Annotated in this window: 13 protein-coding genes; 2 read left to right on the top strand and 11 right to left on the bottom strand. The window is 61.5% G+C overall.

The features are described from left to right. Window positions 1–20 precede the first annotated feature (20 nt). Complete coding sequence (locus OP10G_RS09770; RefSeq protein WP_025226075.1) at window positions 21–239, bottom strand: hypothetical protein; 219 nt, start codon at window positions 237–239, stop codon at window positions 21–23. A gap of 69 nt (window positions 240–308) precedes the next feature. Between OP10G_RS09770 and OP10G_RS09765 the strand changes: the two genes are divergently transcribed. Then, window positions 309–2,867: a hypothetical protein gene (locus OP10G_RS09765; protein ID WP_025226076.1), complete on the top strand. Its 2,559-nt coding sequence runs from the start codon at window positions 309–311 to the stop codon at window positions 2,865–2,867. Window positions 2,868–3,085: 218 nt separating this feature from the next. Here the strand turns inward: OP10G_RS09765 and OP10G_RS09760 are convergent, their stop codons facing one another. The 6 genes from OP10G_RS09760 to OP10G_RS24335 all read right to left on the bottom strand — a co-directional run bounded on the left by OP10G_RS09760 (window position 3,086) and on the right by OP10G_RS24335 (window position 10,725). Then, a complete protein-coding gene (locus tag OP10G_RS09760) occupies window positions 3,086–5,404 on the bottom strand; it encodes a carboxylesterase family protein (protein WP_025226077.1) in 2,319 nt (772 codons plus the stop codon). 33 nt (window positions 5,405–5,437) lie between these two features. Next, a complete protein-coding gene (locus tag OP10G_RS09755; protein WP_025226078.1) occupies window positions 5,438–5,857 on the bottom strand; it encodes a PIN domain-containing protein in 420 nt (139 codons plus the stop codon). 9 nt (window positions 5,858–5,866) lie between these two features. Then, the gene (locus tag OP10G_RS27620) at window positions 5,867–5,995 is read right to left on the bottom strand and encodes a hypothetical protein (RefSeq protein ID WP_265101712.1); all 129 of its coding nucleotides are present in this window, start codon (window positions 5,993–5,995) and stop codon (window positions 5,867–5,869) included. Between the two features lie 125 nt (window positions 5,996–6,120). Continuing rightward, the gene (locus OP10G_RS09745) at window positions 6,121–8,361 is read right to left on the bottom strand and encodes a DEAD/DEAH box helicase (protein ID WP_144241082.1); all 2,241 of its coding nucleotides are present in this window, start codon (window positions 8,359–8,361) and stop codon (window positions 6,121–6,123) included. Continuing rightward, window positions 8,354–9,196 carry a twin-arginine translocase subunit TatC gene (tatC, locus tag OP10G_RS09740; protein WP_025226080.1) on the bottom strand — a complete coding sequence of 281 codons (843 nt, stop codon included), beginning with the start codon at window positions 9,194–9,196 and terminating at the stop codon, window positions 8,354–8,356. The genes OP10G_RS09745 and tatC overlap by 8 nt, the downstream gene beginning before the upstream one ends. Before the next feature lie 20 nt (window positions 9,197–9,216). Next, window positions 9,217–10,725: a hypothetical protein gene (locus tag OP10G_RS24335; protein WP_025226081.1), complete on the bottom strand. Its 1,509-nt coding sequence runs from the start codon at window positions 10,723–10,725 to the stop codon at window positions 9,217–9,219. Window positions 10,726–10,873: 148 nt separating this feature from the next. Here OP10G_RS24335 and pcrA point away from each other — a divergent pair, with 148 nt between their 5' ends. Beyond that, window positions 10,874–13,087 carry a DNA helicase PcrA gene (gene pcrA, locus OP10G_RS09730; protein WP_025226082.1) on the top strand — a complete coding sequence of 738 codons (2,214 nt, stop codon included), beginning with the start codon at window positions 10,874–10,876 and terminating at the stop codon, window positions 13,085–13,087. Here the strand turns inward: pcrA and OP10G_RS26245 are convergent. From OP10G_RS26245 to OP10G_RS09710, 4 genes are all read right to left on the bottom strand, one after another. Continuing rightward, on the bottom strand, window positions 13,084–13,533 hold the full coding sequence (locus OP10G_RS26245) for a hypothetical protein (protein WP_144241081.1): 450 nt from the start codon (window positions 13,531–13,533) through the stop codon (window positions 13,084–13,086). The genes pcrA and OP10G_RS26245 overlap by 4 nt on opposite strands. Window positions 13,534–13,542: 9 nt before the next feature. Continuing rightward, window positions 13,543–15,690, bottom strand: coding sequence for a hypothetical protein (locus tag OP10G_RS09720; protein WP_052547664.1), 2,148 nt, complete (start codon window positions 15,688–15,690; stop codon window positions 13,543–13,545). A 6-nt stretch (window positions 15,691–15,696) separates the two neighbouring features. Then, window positions 15,697–17,187 (bottom strand): DUF4139 domain-containing protein, encoded by a 1,491-nt coding sequence (locus OP10G_RS09715; RefSeq protein ID WP_144241080.1) that lies wholly within the window; start codon window positions 17,185–17,187, stop codon window positions 15,697–15,699. A gap of 66 nt (window positions 17,188–17,253) precedes the next feature. Next, complete coding sequence (locus OP10G_RS09710; RefSeq protein ID WP_025226087.1) at window positions 17,254–18,318, bottom strand: glycosyltransferase family 4 protein; 1,065 nt, start codon at window positions 18,316–18,318, stop codon at window positions 17,254–17,256. Between the last annotated feature and the right edge of the window lie 9 nt (window positions 18,319–18,327).

Here is an 18,327-nt window from a genome sequence, read left to right as displayed (position 1 = left end):
TCATCGGTTGGGAGCCGATGCTACGACGCTATAGGGGGGTAGCCGGCGTCCGAAAGTCTTTGGATAAGGTCGACCCCGCCGTCCTGATTTGCGGTGACGGCGTGAACCTCGCCAGTGCGATAATCCACCTCCACCAACCCAATGCCGGGCGAGTTGGCCAGCGTCTGCCCAATGATCATCTCGTCTTCCTGGGTGTGGATGTCAGGGCACCTTAACAACATCTCTGTGGTTCGGACCATCGCGGTAATTGACGACCCATTCCGCCCCGGTGTTTCTTCGGGGTCGCCGTCATTGGGTTTACTTCACTCATGATCGCGGGCCTCGCCTTTTTGATCTTGGGGTTCCCCAACGACCCCACCGCGACGCGGCACGCCTCGGATGCGGTTCCCCTCATCGATCAGATGCGTCCGGTGAGCCGTATCTCTCGCGACGGATTCACCCTCCAATACTGGACCCAGGTTCCTTGCGAGACTCAGGTTGAGATTCGAAGGGGAGACCTCCCGCGCGTCGCGTACGGCCACAAGCCGGATGGAACCGCCACCATCAAGAAGGGGAACCCCCTCAAGACAAGCTGGCACCGGATCGAGCTTCACGACCTGGAGCCGGGGAAGCGGTACTTCTACCGGCTCTGGGATCCCGGCGCCGTTCCGACGGCAACGGAGACAGCCTGGGGTGCCGGTGAAGGATGGAGGCGCGAATTCGCCGTCAGCACGCAAGCGCAGAAGGGGTGGAAGACGATCGTCCGCATCCCGGTCAAGGTGCTGCTCATGCCGAACGTCGTCAACGTCGAATCGGCTTACGTCGATCCGGAGGTCCCTGCGCCGCCCCCCGCCAAGCTGACCAAGGAAGAGATCGACAAGATCAAGAGCGAGTACGCGGTTTCCGCGCGGGAGCTTTGGGTGAGCTCCGGAATGCGACTCTGGATCGACTACCAGATCGTCGTTGACGACCGGCTCCAGCGCTGGGGACCCGAGCCGGCGATGGCCCAAGACACGTATAAAGGGCTGCCCGTTTGCCGCTCCTACCCAGGAAAAGATTTCGAAGCGCCGGGCGGAGGAACCTGGACTTTCGTCGACATGAAGGACCCGATGCGCGTGGTCACCACTCCGTTCGTGGAAGAAAGACCGTACTCGGGCCAGATCGAGCAGGCGTTCCCGAGGAAGTGGAATCAGCGGACGAAGAAATGGGATTTCTACAACTCCGGAGGGGGCACTTTCGGCGTCGACGGATTCCCCCAAGGAATTCCCGGCCGTTCTCAGTTTCTAGGCGGAGGCGATACCGCTTGGCTGGCCACCCACGAGTTTCATCACGATCTCGAGTCGCACGGGGAGTTCTCGCTGAGCAATCGCGAAGACGACCGGATCGTTTTCGACCACCCAACCCCCCGCCGTCGCGTGATCCATTCGGATGGATCGGTGGAGGAAGTCACCTGGACGACCAACGGCCGGCACGGAGAGCATTGGGACCTGATCGCCTACTGGGATCGGCTGATCACCGACGCCCAGTGGCTCCGCATGTACTTCGGCTACACCGAGACGGTTCGAGATGCCGATGAGGACGGCTTCCCAGACGACGACCCGCGTTTGCCCCTCGACGAAAAGCGCTTTGGGACGCTCAAGAACAAGAAACAGACCGACGGCCACACCGGCGACCTCGCCAAGGCAATGCTGTCGAACTGGATTCCCGGCCCGCTGCAGAGCACTTGGATCAAGCCGCCGTTCCAAAGCGTGCGTCCCGATCCGGCGACTCCCGACGCCGATGGCGATGGATTGCTGGACGTCGACGATCCCTATCCGCTTTTTCCCAACGCCCCGTTCATTTCGGTTCTCTCGCCAAAAATCGACGGGGATCCAGAAGAGTGGAAGAACGTGCCCGAGGCCGGTAGCTTCTCAAGAGGCGGCATCCGCTTCGTGTTCAAGCAGGCTCACGACGAGTTCGGATACTACGGGCTCTACGAGGTACATGGACCCTGGAGCCGGATTGACGGAACCTTCGACGGAGAAGGGGAGGGGGTCTATTCGGGGAAAGGGGTACTCGGTTTCCAAACCCTTAGCAATGCGACGGCTCCCGGAGCGGCCAGCCCAGCCGGACCGCTGGTCGAGACGCGCCCTTCTTTCGGCGGAGCCCCCGGATTGAAGATCGGGGCGAAGCGCACCGCCGACGACGGGATGACGATTGAATTTCGTCTTCCCAACCGAGGCGAGGGGCCATGGTATTGGACGCGTGGCGGGCAGGAAATCGGGGTCGCAATCAACGTTTGGGATCGTGAGAATCGCGGCTATTCGCTCTGGGAGCCGTACCATCTCTTCTACGCCCGCATGCTGGAGCCGTATGGTCGCGAGGAGTTGCCCAGCAACCCGCCCCCTCGACTGGTGGTCGGCCCCGGGGTTCAAGTCATTAAGCCGGGCGACGCAAGCCTGAAGCTGGAAGGCGGGTGGCGAGTCGAAGACGGGGCATGGCGCCATACCGGCGACGAATCTCCTCTTTACCTGGCTAACCTCAAAGTGACCGACTTCGACCTCGCCGCCATCGTCGAAGCGAAAAGCGACGTCATCTTGGGCGGATTCACCAAGGCAAACAAGCTGAACGCCGCCGAAGGGTACATCGGCTTCGTCGGCGGCTACTCCAACACGGTCACCCGCCTGCGAATCTTCGGGAACGAGCGAGGCGACTCGAACCTGGTGATGACGCCGGGCCGCCACGAAGTTCAGCTCACCCGCCGGGGTGGCGAGCTTTGGCTGCTGGTAGACGGTAAACCGGCCGTCTACGCCACCGACCCGAATCCGAAGGCGGTCCTCGACCGCCTTGGCCTGCTCGGGGGCTATGGCGGCGATCAGAAGGTTTACGAGATCAGGATCAAGGTGTAGTGGGGCTGGTGGGTATCTCGGCCTGGTGCAAGGGTAGGACTCCGCTGACCGATTCAAACGGATTGGAAGCCCGCGCCATGTGGCACTGGCATCTTGCCAGTGGGTCCCAAGGGCTTCCAGCCCTTGGCGGAACACGACCAGGATGGTCGTGATACACACGGGCTGGAAGCGCCGTGCCACGGGTTCATCGGCTGGGAGCGATGCTACGGGGGCAGCGTTTATTCGCGCCAGGCAGCTTCTCCGCTGGCTAGACCCCAGTCGGGGCCGAAGAAGCCGGCGGCGAGGATTCCCTTGGTGCCTTTCTCGGCGGCTTCTGGGCTTAAGACCATCCAATCGGGGAAGGCGGTGCCGCTCCCGAAGACCGGCAAGCGGTCGGTAAGGCGCATGCCGGCGAGGTCCGCGCCTCCGATGGCGGCGACGAGCCGCCGCTCGGACGGATAGAGAAACGCAACGGCCGAACCGTCGGCAGAGATCTTTTTCTCTCCAACGTTTAGAGCGCCCCGCCCCAGCCGGATCGGCGACTTGCCCAACAGCGCCGCCCACGCGAGATTCGTCGTCGAGTTGCCGTAAACCGCCGCGTTTCGGCCCGCATAGTCTCCCTTTAGGAACTCGGCGTCGGAGACCACCTCGGGAGAGCCGTTCCCTCGATAGTAGAAGCTCTCCGCTTCAAACCTTGCCTTATTGCGCGACCACTCGTTTTCTTCGGCAGATCCAGATGTGCCGTAGACCAACACGAACCGGTCGCGGAACGCCTGCTTCAGCGGTCCGCTGAACCCGAGGTGACGGGCGGTCGCAGGGACTTGCCCGGCTGCCCAGTTGGAGCCGGTTTTTACCAGAACCGCCTTGGCGCTTAGGTTGGAAAACTTCTGTCCGTCCAGCGTAAGCGAAGGAAGCGCTTGCTCAAAACGGATCGAGCGTACGTTCTCGGTAGTGAGCCCACCCGTGTCGCCCCGCACGCGGCTGACCATGCGAGGGGAGATTTGCTGCAACACGGTGATCCATCCGCAGTTTGCCGACACCGCGGGATCGGGAGTGGTGAAGTCGACGGTGGCAAAGTCGGAGATTCTGGCGGCTTCCAAGGTAGCCATTAACTCCGGATAGTCGACGCACTGAGAGCCCCACCAGTGTCCCGCCCCCGGCTCTTCGTGGTAGCCGAACTCGATGCCGAGATTGGCTAATGCCCGCTTCATCGTCCGCGCCTGCCCTACCGGCACATTGTCGTCGGCGTCGCCGTGAAGGACGTACACCTTCTGAGCGGCGAGATTCGTTATCCGCGCCAACGTGTCGCTCGGCGACATCGCCCGGCGTAACATCGCCTCCGGAAGAGTGGCCTCTCGCGGCTCCCACCCCCCGCCATACGACCAGAACGAAACCCATCCCGCACTCGGGGCCACCGCCCCGAACCGGCTGGGGTAGAGCGAACCGACCGACCACGTTCCGTGGCCCCCCATCGAGTGCCCGGTGACCACGACACGTTTCGGGTCGTGGGGGATCCTAGCTCCGGCGACCCCGAGTACCTCCATCGCGTCCATCCGCCCCCACTCTTCCCAGTCGAAGCCATAGGGTCTACGATTCGTTGGCGCGACGAGAGTTGCCCAAGCTTTGGGGGAGTAAGCATCCGCCTGCCCAATAGCTTCCACGGAAGCTCCATGGAGGGAAAGGATCAAAGCATTGGAAGGGTCCGGCTTAGTAGACGGGTTGACCGCGTAGTACTGAACGCTTCCATCGATCGCGCTGATGAAAGTGCGTTTGTAGGTCTGCCCCGCGGTTCGGCGCCGGATGCCAACCATCGCGCTATGGAACGGCACCCCGTTTTTGGTGAGCATCAGGTCCAGATCCTTGGCGGAGGCGGGAAAGTCGAAGCGGACCTTTCGGACGCTGAGAGCGGGAATGCGAGGCAGCTTCGTCGTCACCGTCTTGCCCGCGGAGGAGCACGAAATCGACAGGTCGGTCGCGTCCGACGGGCTTGCGTTCATCACAACCACCCCGCCCATCAGATTCCCGGTGTCGCTCGGAATCACATCCGGCAGCGTCAGATCGGCGGTTTCCAGGCGGTACGGACCGGTCGTCGGCACGAGCCTCGCCCGCATCCAACCCCGTCCAACCGAGAACAGTAGCGAGTTGGCCCCCTTATGGAGCCGCACCGGGAGGCGAAGATAGCCGTAGCCATACGGGTCTCCCGCTCGCGGCACGCCGTTCACGTAGACGAGGTTATGACCACTCGCCTCGAGGATCATGGTCCGGTCGTCCGGCATGTCGACGGAGGTGAAGAGATACCCGCTGCCGCCTAGTTCCGGACTCTCGAATCTTCCACCCGAACCCGCCTTGGCTCCCTTCCAAAGCACCGTGCTCCCTCGCGGGGTCGTCAGGGAGTCACCCGCCGTCGGCAAGACGGGTTCGCCTCGGACGAGTTTGGCCACGATCGCATCCTGCACCACCGGCACCCGTCCCGGAGCCGCCACCCCTCCAATTACGAGCCCCTCCCGTATCTCGATGGGGGCTTGCCGGAATGTGAACCCAATCAACGCGTGAATCATGATTGAACTATAGCCAGAAGGCCCGTGCGCCTGTTATGCGAAGTTGGCGGGTCCGAGTAAACCAACGTAAGGATCCTTGATGATCGTAAGGATCTTGTAGCCCCGAGTTAGCGAGAGGGCAGCATTCCAAAAATGAAGTCTTCCTCGGTTAACGCCGTCGGCGCGAACCCGGCTGTTTAACTCGGCCAACATCTCGGCGTCGTGCTCGTCTACGCCGAGGACGGTAAATTGGTCCTTCAGTTCTGCGGCAAACTCTTGGAGCTTGTTTCGAGTCTCCGCCCGTCTGCCGAGGATACAGAGAGCTTCCGCGTAGGTGAAAACGGAAAGATGCGGTAATCCAGCTTGGGCTTTGGGGCGAAACCGAGCGTAGGTTTCGTCTCGATAAATGTAGTGCACGGCCAGTTCTAAGTCCCACAGATAGATGGGAAGATCGCTGGTCACCATCTCCGGCATCGCGAGATTCTACTTTACGTCGTTGCGAAGTTCCATGTCTCGGAAGAGGGCATCGACGTCGTCGCCCAAAACTCGACGAGCCAGCGCGCTAAGTTCGGAGTCAAAGTCTCGAAGCAAGCCAGGTTGTCGTTGGCTCAAGATATTGTCCTGAGGAACCTCACTGCGTAATACGAGCTCTGCGACCGGGGATTTCTTTTCCATTTCTGCTGGCGCCCTCTTGCTCTCCTAATTTCATTCTACGCCCCATTTTCGCGGGGACTGACTTATTGAGAAAGCTTCCCTAATAGGGCGAGCGACCCTGGCTTGCTAAGCGCCTCGTTCGAGACCTCGCAACGGGGTGAATAGAGGCAGCCGGGACAGCCGGCGTCGCATTTGCAACTCGCCAGGAGCTGGTGGGCCGCCCGCAGCCAAGCCGTTACCGACTCGAAAAGCCGCTCGCAGAGACCGACGCCTCCCGGGGTTTTGTCGAAGACGAACACCGCCGGCCGCATCGTATCTGGAAACATCGAATACCAAGCGCTCCCGAGATCTCCTCGGTCGCACCCGGCAAGCAGCGGAGCCACCGCCATAAGCGCATGCTCCAGACCGTGAATCCCCCCAAGTTGCTCGGACATGTCGAGGTTCTCGTCCAGAGGCGGCAAGTCGATGCGCACGCAGACGGTGTCGTACGTCATCGGCGGCAGGTCGAGCGCTTCGACACCCAAAACCGTGTCTCCGTCTAAAGATTTCTTTCGGAACCCCACCACCATGTCTGTCACCGTCACCCCTGCAAGGCTGGCGTTCGCATGGGGGAGCTGGGCGCTCCGCACCTCGACTCGAGGATCGAGCACGGACTGGACGATGGTTTGCGTGTAGTAGTCGGCTTCGAACGGAACGACCTCCGCCCGCTCGTTCTCTAGATCGAGCGAGGTCACGAGGAACGTGGCTCCCCGGTGCATGTAGATCGCGCCTTCGTGGGCCGAGGTCATCGCGCGTGAACGCTCCATCGTTCCCAACTCCTGGCCGTCCACGATCAGCCGCACCTGCTCGCCCCCAGCTCCCCGGATATTGACCCGAAGCGCGGGTGGCTCGAACGACGGATAGAAGAAAAGTCCGGCCCGGAACTCCAACTCGCCGCTTCGGTCGAGCCCTTCGGCGACATTAAGCGCCTCGGTCCCAAAACGGGTGAGCTCGCTTGGCGCGATCGGCCTCTCGTGCGCCGCGCACAGGAGGTGCTGAGAGAGGATTTGGGGATTGCCGGGATTCGCCCCGACGCTTTCGTTCCGAGCTCCCAGCAACGTCTGGGGCTCGCGGACCAAAAACTGCTCCAGGGGATCGTCGTGGGCCACGAAGACGGCCAACCCGTCGCGCGCCCCCCGGCCCGCCCTTCCGGCTTGCTGCCAAAAGGAGGATGCGGTGCCGGGATAGCCGTTCATCACCACCGCGTCCAAGCCACCCACGTCGACGCCAAGTTCCATCGCGTTCGTCGCGCTCAGCCCGAGGAGGTCGCCTCGAAACAGCGACTGCTCGATTTGCCGCCGTTCCTTCGCGGTGTAACCGGCGCGGTAGCTCTCGATGGAGCCCGGCGCGACATGGCCCCCCTCTTGCACCCGCTTCCTCGTATATCGCAGCACCAGTTCGGCGGAGACGCGGGCTCGGCTGAAGGCGAGGGTACGGAGTCCGTTCTCGGTAAGCGAAGCTAGAATCTCCGAGGTAGCGACGTTGGCGCTCAGCCGACGCCCTTCACCGAGCTCGGGCGGGTTCCAAAAGACAAAGGTGCGCTTCCCGCTCGGGGAACCGTCTTCGTCGATCAGAGTAGCTTTCCTTCCGGTAAGTTTATCAAATAGGTCGGTAGGATTCCCGATCGTCGCGCTGCAGGCGATGATCTGGGGCCGGCTCTTATGCCACTCGCAAAGGCGCAGCAGGCGGCGTAAGACGTTGCCCACATTCGAGCCGAACACCCCCCGGTAGACGTGCATCTCGTCCAACACGATCAGGCGGAGCGACTTGAAGAACTTGGCCCAGTAGTCGTGCCCAGGCATGATGCCAACGTGGAGCATGTCCGGGTTGGTGAGCACGATATGACTAAGTTTTCGTATCGAAGATCGCTGATTCTGCGGGGTATCGCCATCGTAGGTGCCAACTCTTACCTGGGGTCCCGGTATGAGCGCTTCTAATTTGCCGAGTTGGTCTTGCGCCAGCGCCTTGGTAGGAAAGAGGTACAGGCAGCGGACGGCCGGCTCGGAGAGGCACATCTGAAGCGCGGGGAGGTTGTAGCACATCGTCTTGCCGGAATTCGTTCCAGTGACGACGACAACGTCGCGGCCTTCCATCGCCGCGTCATACGCCTTTGCCTGATGCGAAAAGAGTCGCGATAACTCTAACTCTTTGAGCTTATCTTGGATAAGCGGATGCATCGCCCGGCGAATCTCGCCGTACACTGCGCTCCGGGGGGCGTGCTCCTCCATGTGGGCGATCTGCGCGGAGATGCGCGGATCGCCGAACATCGGCTGGATCTCATTCAAAGTGATCGTCGGACAGTTCGTCCGCTAGCTGGCGGCGAAGCTTCCGCTTCTCCGTAACTTTCACCGCATAGACGCTGATCACAAAGAGGATAACTAGAGGAATCGCCATCATCAGCATCGTCGCCGGATCGTTGCTCGGCGTAACGATCATGGAGAGCACGAAGATCGCTGTGGCGGCCTGACGCCAATATTGCATGAGCGTATCGGCCTTTAGCAGCCCCACCGCGCCCAGGATGAAGACCACAAGCGGAAGCTGAAAGGCGATGCCGAACGCCAGCATCATCTTTAGCACGAAGAACGCGAGAGTTCCCGCTTCTTGGTAGAGACTTACCCCCTTAAACTCCTCCAGGTAGCTGGCGAACCACCTCATCGCGCTTGGCAAGATGAACCATGCAAAGGTGGCTCCCATCGCGAACAGGCCGAGGCTATAAGGAGCAACTCGCCTAACCGGCTTCCTCTCGGCAGGTTTGAGCGCCGGCTCTATGAACCCCCAGAGCTGAAGCACCACAAATGGAAACGCCGGGACCAATCCGATGAAGAAGGAGAGTTTCACCTTCAACATGAACGCGTCGGCCGCGTTGTGAACAACTTCCTTGAACTCGACGCCGGGAGGGAGAACGGGCCGAACCGCTTCATTCATCCGATCGGATAAGAATGAGTAAAGAAACGGCTCGAATTGCCAGCCGATGAACCAAGCGATCCCAAGGATAAAGATTGACCGGATGAGCCGGTCCCTCAGCTCCTCCAGGTGCTCTACAAGCGTAAGTCGGTACTCCTCCGGGTCTTCCGGAGGAGGCCGCCTTTCTTTGCCTGTACCTTTGAAGAGGACTGCCATCCTCCTCCTAACTACGCCGATTACTTCTCAAGGGTAAACGTCTGAAGGATGTGAATTCGAACAAACGTCGCTTGGCTGGTCGGAGCGCCTTGGCGGCCCATGCCGCTTCCGGGAAAGCCGGGACCACCGGGGCCGCCGAAGCCACTTGGAGGGCCGCCCTGGAATCCGCCTTTACCCCCGAATCCTCCCTTGGGACCGCGCGGGATGCCCTGCTGGCGAATGTCGCTGACTGGAGCGTGGAAGTCGCCCCGGCCCCCGCCACCGTTGGCCGTCGGGTCGCCGCCGGGGGGGCCAAAGCCGCCGGGTCGTCCAGGAACACCTGCCGGGCCGCCACCTCCGCCGCCGAACGGTGAGCCGCCAAAGCCGCCACCGCCGTTCTCGACCTTCTGATCGATCTTCATGTCGCGCTGGATCTTCAGGATCTGATGGGTGTCCATCGCGAACCAAATCGTCTCGGTGATCCCAACCTTGTCACCGGCGAACTGAGCGCCCTTAGCCGCCAGCTTCTTGTCGTCCAAGCTCATCGTGCCTTCTTGGATCACGTTTCGGATCTTCGCGCAAGGATGGCCACCTTCCCATTCCACGTTGACGAACTCGCCACGGGCCGGGAACTGCTTGACCACGCTCTTCATGTCCGTCCAGTTGTTCAGGTCGAGCGCGCCACGCTGGAAGCGGGACTGCCAAGAGTCGCCAGGGCGAACCGGCTTGGTCGGAAGCGTCGGCAGCGGGAACGCCGCAAAGAGGGCGACCGTGTTCACCGAACCGGTTGGAGATTCGAAGGCGACGTAGGCCGGCAGAGCGCCGAATACCTCGTGCCCGGTCGTGGTCACCCGCATATAGAGCGGCGCCATGTCGGTGTCGTAATAGCGCTTCTGGGTGGTCTCCGAGGCGGCCGTGAGGTCGGCATAGTCCTTCCCCTTCTCCGGCAGCGCCTGCATGCGCAGGAGACCGTCGCCGTTGCCATAGGCGTTGGTTACGGAGTAGAGGAGGCGAATTCGCTCGCCTTCGGTCTCGAAGGTCGCGGCTTTGCCGCCATTCGCATTATCCTCTTCGCTCATCGGCTGAACCTGAACGAACTGAGTCAGGTTGTAAACCATGTCCTGGCCCGGCACGAACTTGTAGCGAAGCTTCAGGCCGGAGTTCGGGACTGCGATGTTCGCCTCGTTTCCGATCTTGACGTCGACCGACGAACGATCCACGATTCGCGACTTATCGTCGCTGTCCGCGTAGAGAACGAGTTCGAGCTTGTCCGTCTTGCCGGCCGGCGTATCGGCGATGCCCCGGCCCTTTGTGTCCAAGACATACTCGTAGTACTTCCCGACGAGCGGAGGAACGACCGCCTCGATCAGATGACCGTTAAGGAACACGCCCACGTATCCGCCGGTCGGGATGCTTCCCTTGGGGATTAGGATGTGAACTTTTTCGCGAACGCGCGAACCGTCGGCCGGCCGCACGATCGTAAAGGGCGCCTGGGCCATCAACACAGAGGCCAAGCCCGAAAGCACGAGACTACCGATCCATCGATTCATTACAAATTTCTCCCGGCGGCCCCCGTGGTATCTGCCTCAACTGAAGCATGAAGGGCTCAGCCAGTTCTCACGAATTATGACGTCGGCGTAAGAGGAGATGTCACAACCGAGCGAAGAACTCGCCGGGAGACTTCATAATCCTAGACAGATGTCCGCTACGCTCGACCTCGATACCCTAAATCCGGAGCAGCGCGAGGCTGTGCTCCACCCGGGAGGTCCCCTTCTCATTTTCGCCGGCGCCGGCTCGGGCAAGACGCGCGTCATCACCTACCGGATCGCCCGCTTACTGCAGGAGGGCGTGCCGTCGCATCGCATCTTGGCCGTCACTTTCACCAACAAAGCCTCGCGCGAGATGCGGGAGCGGGTGACCGAGCTGGTCGGCGACGTCGCCAAGAACATGTGGATCGGCACCTTCCACTCCCTCTGCGCCCGCATCCTCCGAATCGATGGGAAGGCGATCGGCCTCGATCCCAACTTCGTGATCTACGACGACGGCGACCAGCTTTCGCTGATCCGCGAGGTGTTCAAAGCCAAGAATATCGACGACAAGAGCATCCAGCCCCGCGGCGTCCTCAACGAGATCTCCAGCGCCAAGGAGAAGTTGAAGTCGCCCGAGCAATACGCAAAAGGCGCGACCGGCTTCTTCGAGCGCATCGTCGCCGACGTTTACAAGTCGTACAACGCTCTCCTCAGCAAGGCGAACGCACTCGATTTCGACGATATCCTCTACTTCGTCAACCGCCTGTTCGAGCAACGGGCGGACGTATTGGAGAAATACCAAGACCGGTTCCTCCACGTCCTTGTGGACGAGTATCAGGACGTCAACTTTTCGCAGTACAACGTCGTCCACTCCATCGCCGCGAAGCATCGTAATGTCGTTGTAGTTGGCGACGATGACCAGTCGATCTACGCTTGGCGTGGAGCCGACGTGTCGCTCATTCTGAAGTTCGGGAGCGACTATCCGGACGCGAAGATCGTTAAATTGGAGCGGAATTACCGCTCCACCAAGACGATCCTCGCCGCCGCCAACGAAGTGATCAAGCGGAACCGGGGCCGAGCTCGGAAAGAGCTATGGACGGAGAACCAGGACGGCGTTCCGATCACCCTCACCCAAGCCGGAACGGAGCAAGACGAGGGAATGATGGTCGCGGACGCGATCCTGAAAGACACTCGGATCGGCCGCCGAAAGTACTCCGACTACGCGATCCTCTACCGAACCAACGCCCAGAGCCGCGTCATGGAAGAGGCTTTTCTCACCATGCGCATTCCGCACATCCTGGTGGGCGGCCAACGGTTTTACGAGCGCAAGGAGATCAAGGACATGCTCTCCTATCTCCGCCTCGCTTTCAACCCGCGCGACGACGTATCGTTCCGGCGCTGCATCAATACGCCGACCCGCGGCATCGGCGCTACCGCACTTTCGAAGATCGAGGAGTGGGCCGCGGAGCGGGGACTTCCCCTCTCGGCGGCGGTTTCCGATCAGGAAGTGCAGTCCGGCCTCCCGAAGAAAACCGCTTCCGCGGTTCGCGATTTCTACGCCGTGATCTCGGAAGCCCAGGCGATCGCGGAGCAGGGCCCGGTCACACCGGTGCTCAAGAGCTTGATGAGCGGATCGGGCTACATCGACGCCCTAAAAGCGGAGCACTCGCAGGAAGCGCTGGGCCGGCTCGAGAACCTTCAAGAAATGCTCAACGTGACGGCCGAGTACGACGCGTCGTCGGACGAGCCGTCGCTCGGAGGCTTCCTCGAAAGCGTGTCCCTCGTCGCCGACGTCGATGCTCTCGGCACCGCGGGCGGAGAAGCGGTCACCCTCATGACGCTCCACTCCGCCAAAGGGCTAGAGTTTCCGGTCGTCTTCATGACCGGCATGGAGGAAGGGGTCTTCCCGCACTCCCGGTCGCTGAGCACCGATAGCGAGCTAGAGGAGGAGCGACGCCTCGCTTACGTCGGCATGACGAGGGCTCGCGAAGAACTCCACTTGATGCACGCCCACCGGAGATCCCTCTACGGTACGCCCAACTTCAACCGCCGGTCGCGGTTCTTGGACGACATCCCGAGCGAGCTGCTCGACACCCTCAACCCGGGTGGCTATCAGCCGACGATGCGGCAGCCGATCGCCCACGGACCGGGCACCCATCGGACGATGGAGCCGACCTCCGCCGTACCCACCCCTCGCCCGGCCCCTTCTTCCTGGAAGCCTCCATTCAACGTGGGTCAGCGAGTTCGCCATCCGAAATTCGGAATCGGCGTCGTCGTCGCCTGCAACCCGGTCCGGGACGACGTCGAAGTTACCGTCGCCTTCCCGGGGGTTGTGGGTGTGAAGAAACTGGTTCAGAAGCTCGCCAAACTGGAAGCGGTTTAGTCGTTCAGAGGAATCGGATCGAAGGTGAAGGGACGGTTGCCGCTTCCGTCGTTCATCGTGGCGTCGCCTGCGATACCTGCCGGAAACTGGCCGTGGGCGGCAACCCTTTCCATCTTCCCTACCAGGTGGATCCGCTTAGCGCTGCCGGTGATGGTTACGTCGGCGCGGAAGCCGCCGTCGGTGGCAACCGAACCGTTGATCGTGCCGACCTCGTGGGTCGTAGTGTTTTCGAACGAGCCGATCATTACGGCGTCGGAGCCGATCGTAACACTGAAATCTCCGGCATCTGAGGACCCTAAGGAGACCCAGTTATCGGACCACGATCCGATGAATGGGGTCTCACCTCGAAAGGGACCACTCCCCGCGCAACCCACCGCAATTAGCGGGAGTGCCAATAAAAAGACCTTGCGTAACATCTGAATGATAAATCGGATAGGTTTCTTCAACCCATTAGGTTAATCGGCCAACGGAATTCGCCAACCGCCTCGGCCGTGGGTGCCGATAGTGATCCAACCGGTGCGGACATTGGCGACCGCCGAGTAGACCGGCACGTTCGGCAAGCCCGCGCCAAAACGTTGCCAACGCCCACCTCCTTGGTCGGAGATGAACATGCCGACGCTGGTCGCGAGGATAACGCGGTCCGGATGGAGGGGGTGAAGGAGAACCGCCTGGACCGGCATCGGCGGCAGGTTGTCCATGATGTTCGTCCAATGTCCACCCGCGTCCGTGCTCTTCCAAATCCGATTCGGCGACCACCCGTTGAGCGCTACGTAAACGGTTCGCGCATTGCGAGGGTCCACGCAGATATCCGTTACCGCCGCGCCCGGCAACCCCGCCGAGATGTCGTACCAGTCCTTCCCGGTATTCGGCGTCGCCCACATCTTTCCGGTGACGGTGCCCGCGTAGATCACGCTGCGCACGTTCGGGGCGACTGTCACCGCCGATACTCGGTAACCGAGTTTTGGACTGATGGCTGTCCAATGTTCGGCTGCATCCGTGGAGCGATACACCCGCTCTGCGCCGGCGACGAGCGTGTCCGGGTCGCTCGGGTCCAAGCTGAAAGGAGCGTAGAACAGCTTTCCTTCCTTCGGGTCGATTCCGTTCGTCACATTCCAAGCCCAGTCCTGTCCCGCATTGGTGGATTTGAGGATCACGAGCCCAACGTACTCGGTGTACACGATGTTCGGGTTCTTCCAATTAACGTGGGTGGTGCCGCCATCGCCCAGGAACACGTTGGTCCACGCCAAACCGCCGGTGTATTTATTCGTCCCGTTGTCTTGCGTACCGCCATAGGCGATGTTCTCGTCCCACGGGTGCACGTCCAGGCTCTGGAACTGAATCGTCGCCAAGCCGTCGTTCACCGCCTCCCATACGCCGCCCAGGTTGCGGGATCGGAAGACGCCTCCATCAGTGCAGAGATAGACGGTCGAAGGATCGTGCGGACTGAACGCCAGATAGTGGTGGTCCGGGTGGACCGGGCCACCACCGTAACTAAGCGTGTTGTCCTGCCAAGTCTCCCCGCCGTCCGTCGTGCGCCAAGTCGAGGTACCGCCCACGAAGCAGACGTTCGGGTTGGCTGGACTCGCCGACACGTAGTTGTCGTACCAAGCTTGTCCGCCGCCGTAGTCGGGTGCGTTCGGCAGCCGAATCCAGTTCTCACCGAAATCGGTCGTCTTATACATCCCCGTCAAGCGCCCGTCGGTGCCGAATAGGGAGACATAGATCACGTTCGGATATGCCGCGCAACCGGACATTTGCGACCGAGCCATCGTCCGCGGGTTCTTCGGGAGGTCTTCGGTTAGTCGCCTCCAGGTGTGGCCGGAGTCGGTCGATTTCCACAGACCGTTGCGATCGGTGCCGGTGTCGCTCACCAGCGAAATGAGGCTGCTTGGGTTACCGCTATCGACGACAAGGTCGGTCGCCCGCCCCTTTAATATCTGTACCCAGGTCGCGCCGCCGTCGAGGCTCCGGAGCGTTCCGCGCGTGGTCGCCGCGTACAGGAAGCCGGGGCGCTTCGGGTTCGGTACGATTCGCGAGAACTGGGTCCCCAGGAACACCTCGCTGGAGAGAAGATCCCATGTGCGCCCGCCGTTCGTGGAGCGAAGCATCCCGGCCCCGTGGAAGCTGTCGAGCGAGTTATGCGCCTCACCGGTGCCGGCGTAAACGATGTTGTGGTCGAACGGGTCGATCGCGATGGCGCCGATGGAGAGCGAGGCCGCGTCGTCTCCCATCGGCCGCCAGGTCTTTCCCTCGTCGTCCGACCGCCATATTCCGCCTGAAGCCGCCCCAACCCAGAGAATCCGCGGGTCCGTGGGGTCGACGGCGACCGCGCACGATCGGCCCGCATTGTCCATATCGCCCCAGCCGTGCTTCAGCACGGTCGGCCCGATCTCTTTCCACCGGGGGGCATTGCCGTTGGCGTTCCGCCACATCGGCATATTCCGGACCTCGAACCAAGCCGTCAACCGGCCCGACGCCGGTGCGATAGTCGAGTCCTTTAGAATCCCCTGCTCAAACTGGTCCCGCGCCGCTGCCTCCTGCGCCGGTACGCTTGCGGAGGCAAGCAAGAGAATGCTTGAAATTAGGCAAAGCCGCATCGACATCAACGGCTAGCCCCGATCGACATCCCCATTGCCCGAAGGGATTGGCGGCGACCCCGCCCGCTCGGCCGACATGTAGGTTTCGAACGTATAGGTGATCGTCTTGGTGGCCCCTGGCGCCACGTCCACCTTCCATTCGAGGTCGTTGATCGGGTTCGGTTCGCCGTTGAGGATCTGAGTCTGCTTCACCACCCCGCCGTCGGAAAGCTCGTTCACCTTTCCACGCGCAGTCTTGGTTACTCGCACCGTCGCCTTCGTGGTCTTGTAGTTGGTGATCGTCAGCGTCCCTTTCAAGAAGACCGGGATGTAGTCCGTCTTACCGACATGGGCCGGCGCCCCCCGCCTCACCTCGGCTTCCGTTTTTGCGACCTTCAGGCCGATTCCCCGCGACAGCCGGATCTCGGCGGTGCCGTTTGCGGGCGTGTACTTTACGTTTTCCTGCCCGATCGCTTTGCCATCCTCGAGCACGAAGACGGGGCCAGTCGTTAGCGGCTGGCTCGATTTGTTTTGAATGCTCACGAGGTAAGAAACCTCCTCGCCGTCGGCGTTCCACTCGAACCGCGGGGATACCGGCACAACCGCTTCGAACACGGAGATCATTGCGACGTCGTTGTTCGCCAGGCTCAGACCTGGCTTGTGATAGTAGTAAAGCTCGCCCGCCTCTTCCCTCGTAACGGCGGCGCTCTCCACGTTCCCCCGTTTCGCCTCCTCCGCCTCGACCTCGGCGCGTCGAACCGGATTCTCAGGCTTCGTATCCTTGTCGGCAGGTGGCGCAACTGGCATCGGCGCCAGCATATCGGTGATCCCGCGGTTCGCGACGAACGGCGAGCCGACGACAAAGAAAACGTCGGAGTCCTTTAGAGCCTCCGTCGTGTTCTGCATCGACGCCCTCAGCGCCAGCGATCCGGTATCGCCGTGGACGTCCAATACATAGCTCGGCTCCCACCGGATCCCTTCCTGCAGGTACGCCACTCCGATCCCGACGACCTTATTAGGACTGTCCGTCGTCACCTTGATTCGCACCGGAAATCCGGTCAGCAAAATCGTTTGGATGCTGTCGTAAGGAACGCCGGTGAACGCATCTCCGACCCGCAGCAAGAGCATGTCGTCCAGAATCTTCGCGAGTTGACCCTCGTAACGCTGCCCGCTTCGCGTGATCACCGTCAGCTTCAAGCCGACCTTGTCCGCCAGCCGCGCCTTGATCTCCGCCGGGCTGGCGAAGTCGAGCCGGTTCTCTTTCCCGATCACGACCTGGTCGATCTTGTCGTTCTTATCCAGCGTGTAAAACCGAACCGTCCCTTTGATCGCCTGCGGCACCAAGTCGGTGGTCGCCCAGCCGTTTTCCAGCTTAACTTTCCCTTCCCGCACGTAGTATCCGAACCCGTCTCGGAACACCGCCACGCTCTTCAGCGCGGTCGAAAAGGTCATGTTCTTGGGCGTCGTCTGCCCATAGCCGGCCGTAGCAAGGGCGGCAAGTACCGAAAGGGAGAGAACTCGCATCTTAGTGTGCCGAATCATATCCCATTCACCGCCCCACCCCTCTTCCGCCTACGCTGCGCGCGGTAGCTAAAGCCGCTCGTAGGCCGCCAACGTTGCTTTCGCCGCCGCATCCCATGTGTATTTCTCCCGTATTCGGGCGGACAATCCAACCGGAGCCCCCGCGCCCCAAGCCGAGGCAACCGCGATCCGCATCGAATCCGCGGAGTGCGGCGAGCAATAGTCAGCTTCGTCCCCGAAATATTCTCGCGCGGAGCCAACGTCGGTGCTAACGATGGCGCAACCCATCGCCGCCGCCTCCAGGGAAGCCAAGCCCGGAGTTTCCCGAAAGCTCGGAAGAGCGTGCACCTTCGCGTGGCTATACGAGGCGACAAGTTCGTCGCCGGAAAGCGAGCCGACGAAAATCGCGCCAGACTCCTCGCATTCCCGGACCAAATTGGCATCCGTGACTTGGCCTGCCAACACGATCGGGGACGAGAACCCTCTGAGCGCCCGGCAGAACGTAACCTGATTCTTGTGCGGATCGACGCGGGCAGCCACTAAGAGATAAGCTCCGCTCTCCACGCCCCGATCTTTCGCCCACTTGGGGAGATCCAAAACGCGCGTCGGATCGAACCGGTCGGCGTCGATTCCGTTCGGAACCACCGCAACCGTTCGGAGGGACGGCGTAAGCCGCCGCAGATGCACGGCCTCTTCCTGGCTGTTGGGCAACAGTACGTCGGCAAGCTCGATGATCCGGGATACCTGCCGCCGAGGCTCGGCCGCGTGCTTTGCCGACCATTTCCGGGCGGCCCAGAGGGCAGCGGGACGACCCGTAAGAGAGGCGATACGAGCCCATCTTGCGGACTGCGCGAGCAGAAGCTCGCCCGAGAAGTCCCAGTAGATGGTGGAGACCGCGAGCTTACGCCCTGCCGATTTCGCCTTCTCCGCCTCGACCAGCGTGAACTCCGGAGTCTGCAAGTTGAACAGGTGGACAACGTCGTAACCGCCGTACGCCTCCTCGGATTGGGGTCCCAGACGTTCTTCGACCTCTACCCCCATCCGGCGCAACCCCTTGGCCGTCTCGTGCATCTGGACGGTGTCACCCCCCGGACGCGTGTCGGCATCGGCACGGTTTACGAAGAGGACTCGCATGGCGGAAGG

The sequence above is a fragment of the Fimbriimonas ginsengisoli Gsoil 348 genome (assembly GCF_000724625.1).
Classification (GTDB): domain Bacteria; phylum Armatimonadota; class Fimbriimonadia; order Fimbriimonadales; family Fimbriimonadaceae; genus Fimbriimonas; species Fimbriimonas ginsengisoli.
The sequence above is the reverse complement of the archived record's forward strand: the minus strand, read 5'-3'. Positions and strand labels throughout refer to the sequence as shown.

Coding starts and splice junctions, on each gene's coding strand:
- OP10G_RS09770 (WP_025226075.1), bottom strand. CDS start 239: ATGGTCCGAACCACAGAGATGTTGTTAAGGTGCCCTGACATCCACACC.
- OP10G_RS09765 (WP_025226076.1), top strand. CDS start 309: ATGATCGCGGGCCTCGCCTTTTTGATCTTGGGGTTCCCCAACGACCCC.
- OP10G_RS09760 (WP_025226077.1), bottom strand. CDS start 5,404: ATGATTCACGCGTTGATTGGGTTCACATTCCGGCAAGCCCCCATCGAG.
- OP10G_RS09755 (WP_025226078.1), bottom strand. CDS start 5,857: ATGCCGGAGATGGTGACCAGCGATCTTCCCATCTATCTGTGGGACTTA.
- tatC (WP_025226080.1), bottom strand. CDS start 9,196: ATGGCAGTCCTCTTCAAAGGTACAGGCAAAGAAAGGCGGCCTCCTCCG.
- OP10G_RS24335 (WP_025226081.1), bottom strand. CDS start 10,725: ATGAATCGATGGATCGGTAGTCTCGTGCTTTCGGGCTTGGCCTCTGTG.
- pcrA (WP_025226082.1), top strand. CDS start 10,874: ATGTCCGCTACGCTCGACCTCGATACCCTAAATCCGGAGCAGCGCGAG.
- OP10G_RS09720 (WP_052547664.1), bottom strand. CDS start 15,690: ATGTCGATGCGGCTTTGCCTAATTTCAAGCATTCTCTTGCTTGCCTCC.
- OP10G_RS09715 (WP_144241080.1), bottom strand. CDS start 17,187: ATGCGAGTTCTCTCCCTTTCGGTACTTGCCGCCCTTGCTACGGCCGGC.
- OP10G_RS09710 (WP_025226087.1), bottom strand. CDS start 18,318: ATGCGAGTCCTCTTCGTAAACCGTGCCGATGCCGACACGCGTCCGGGG.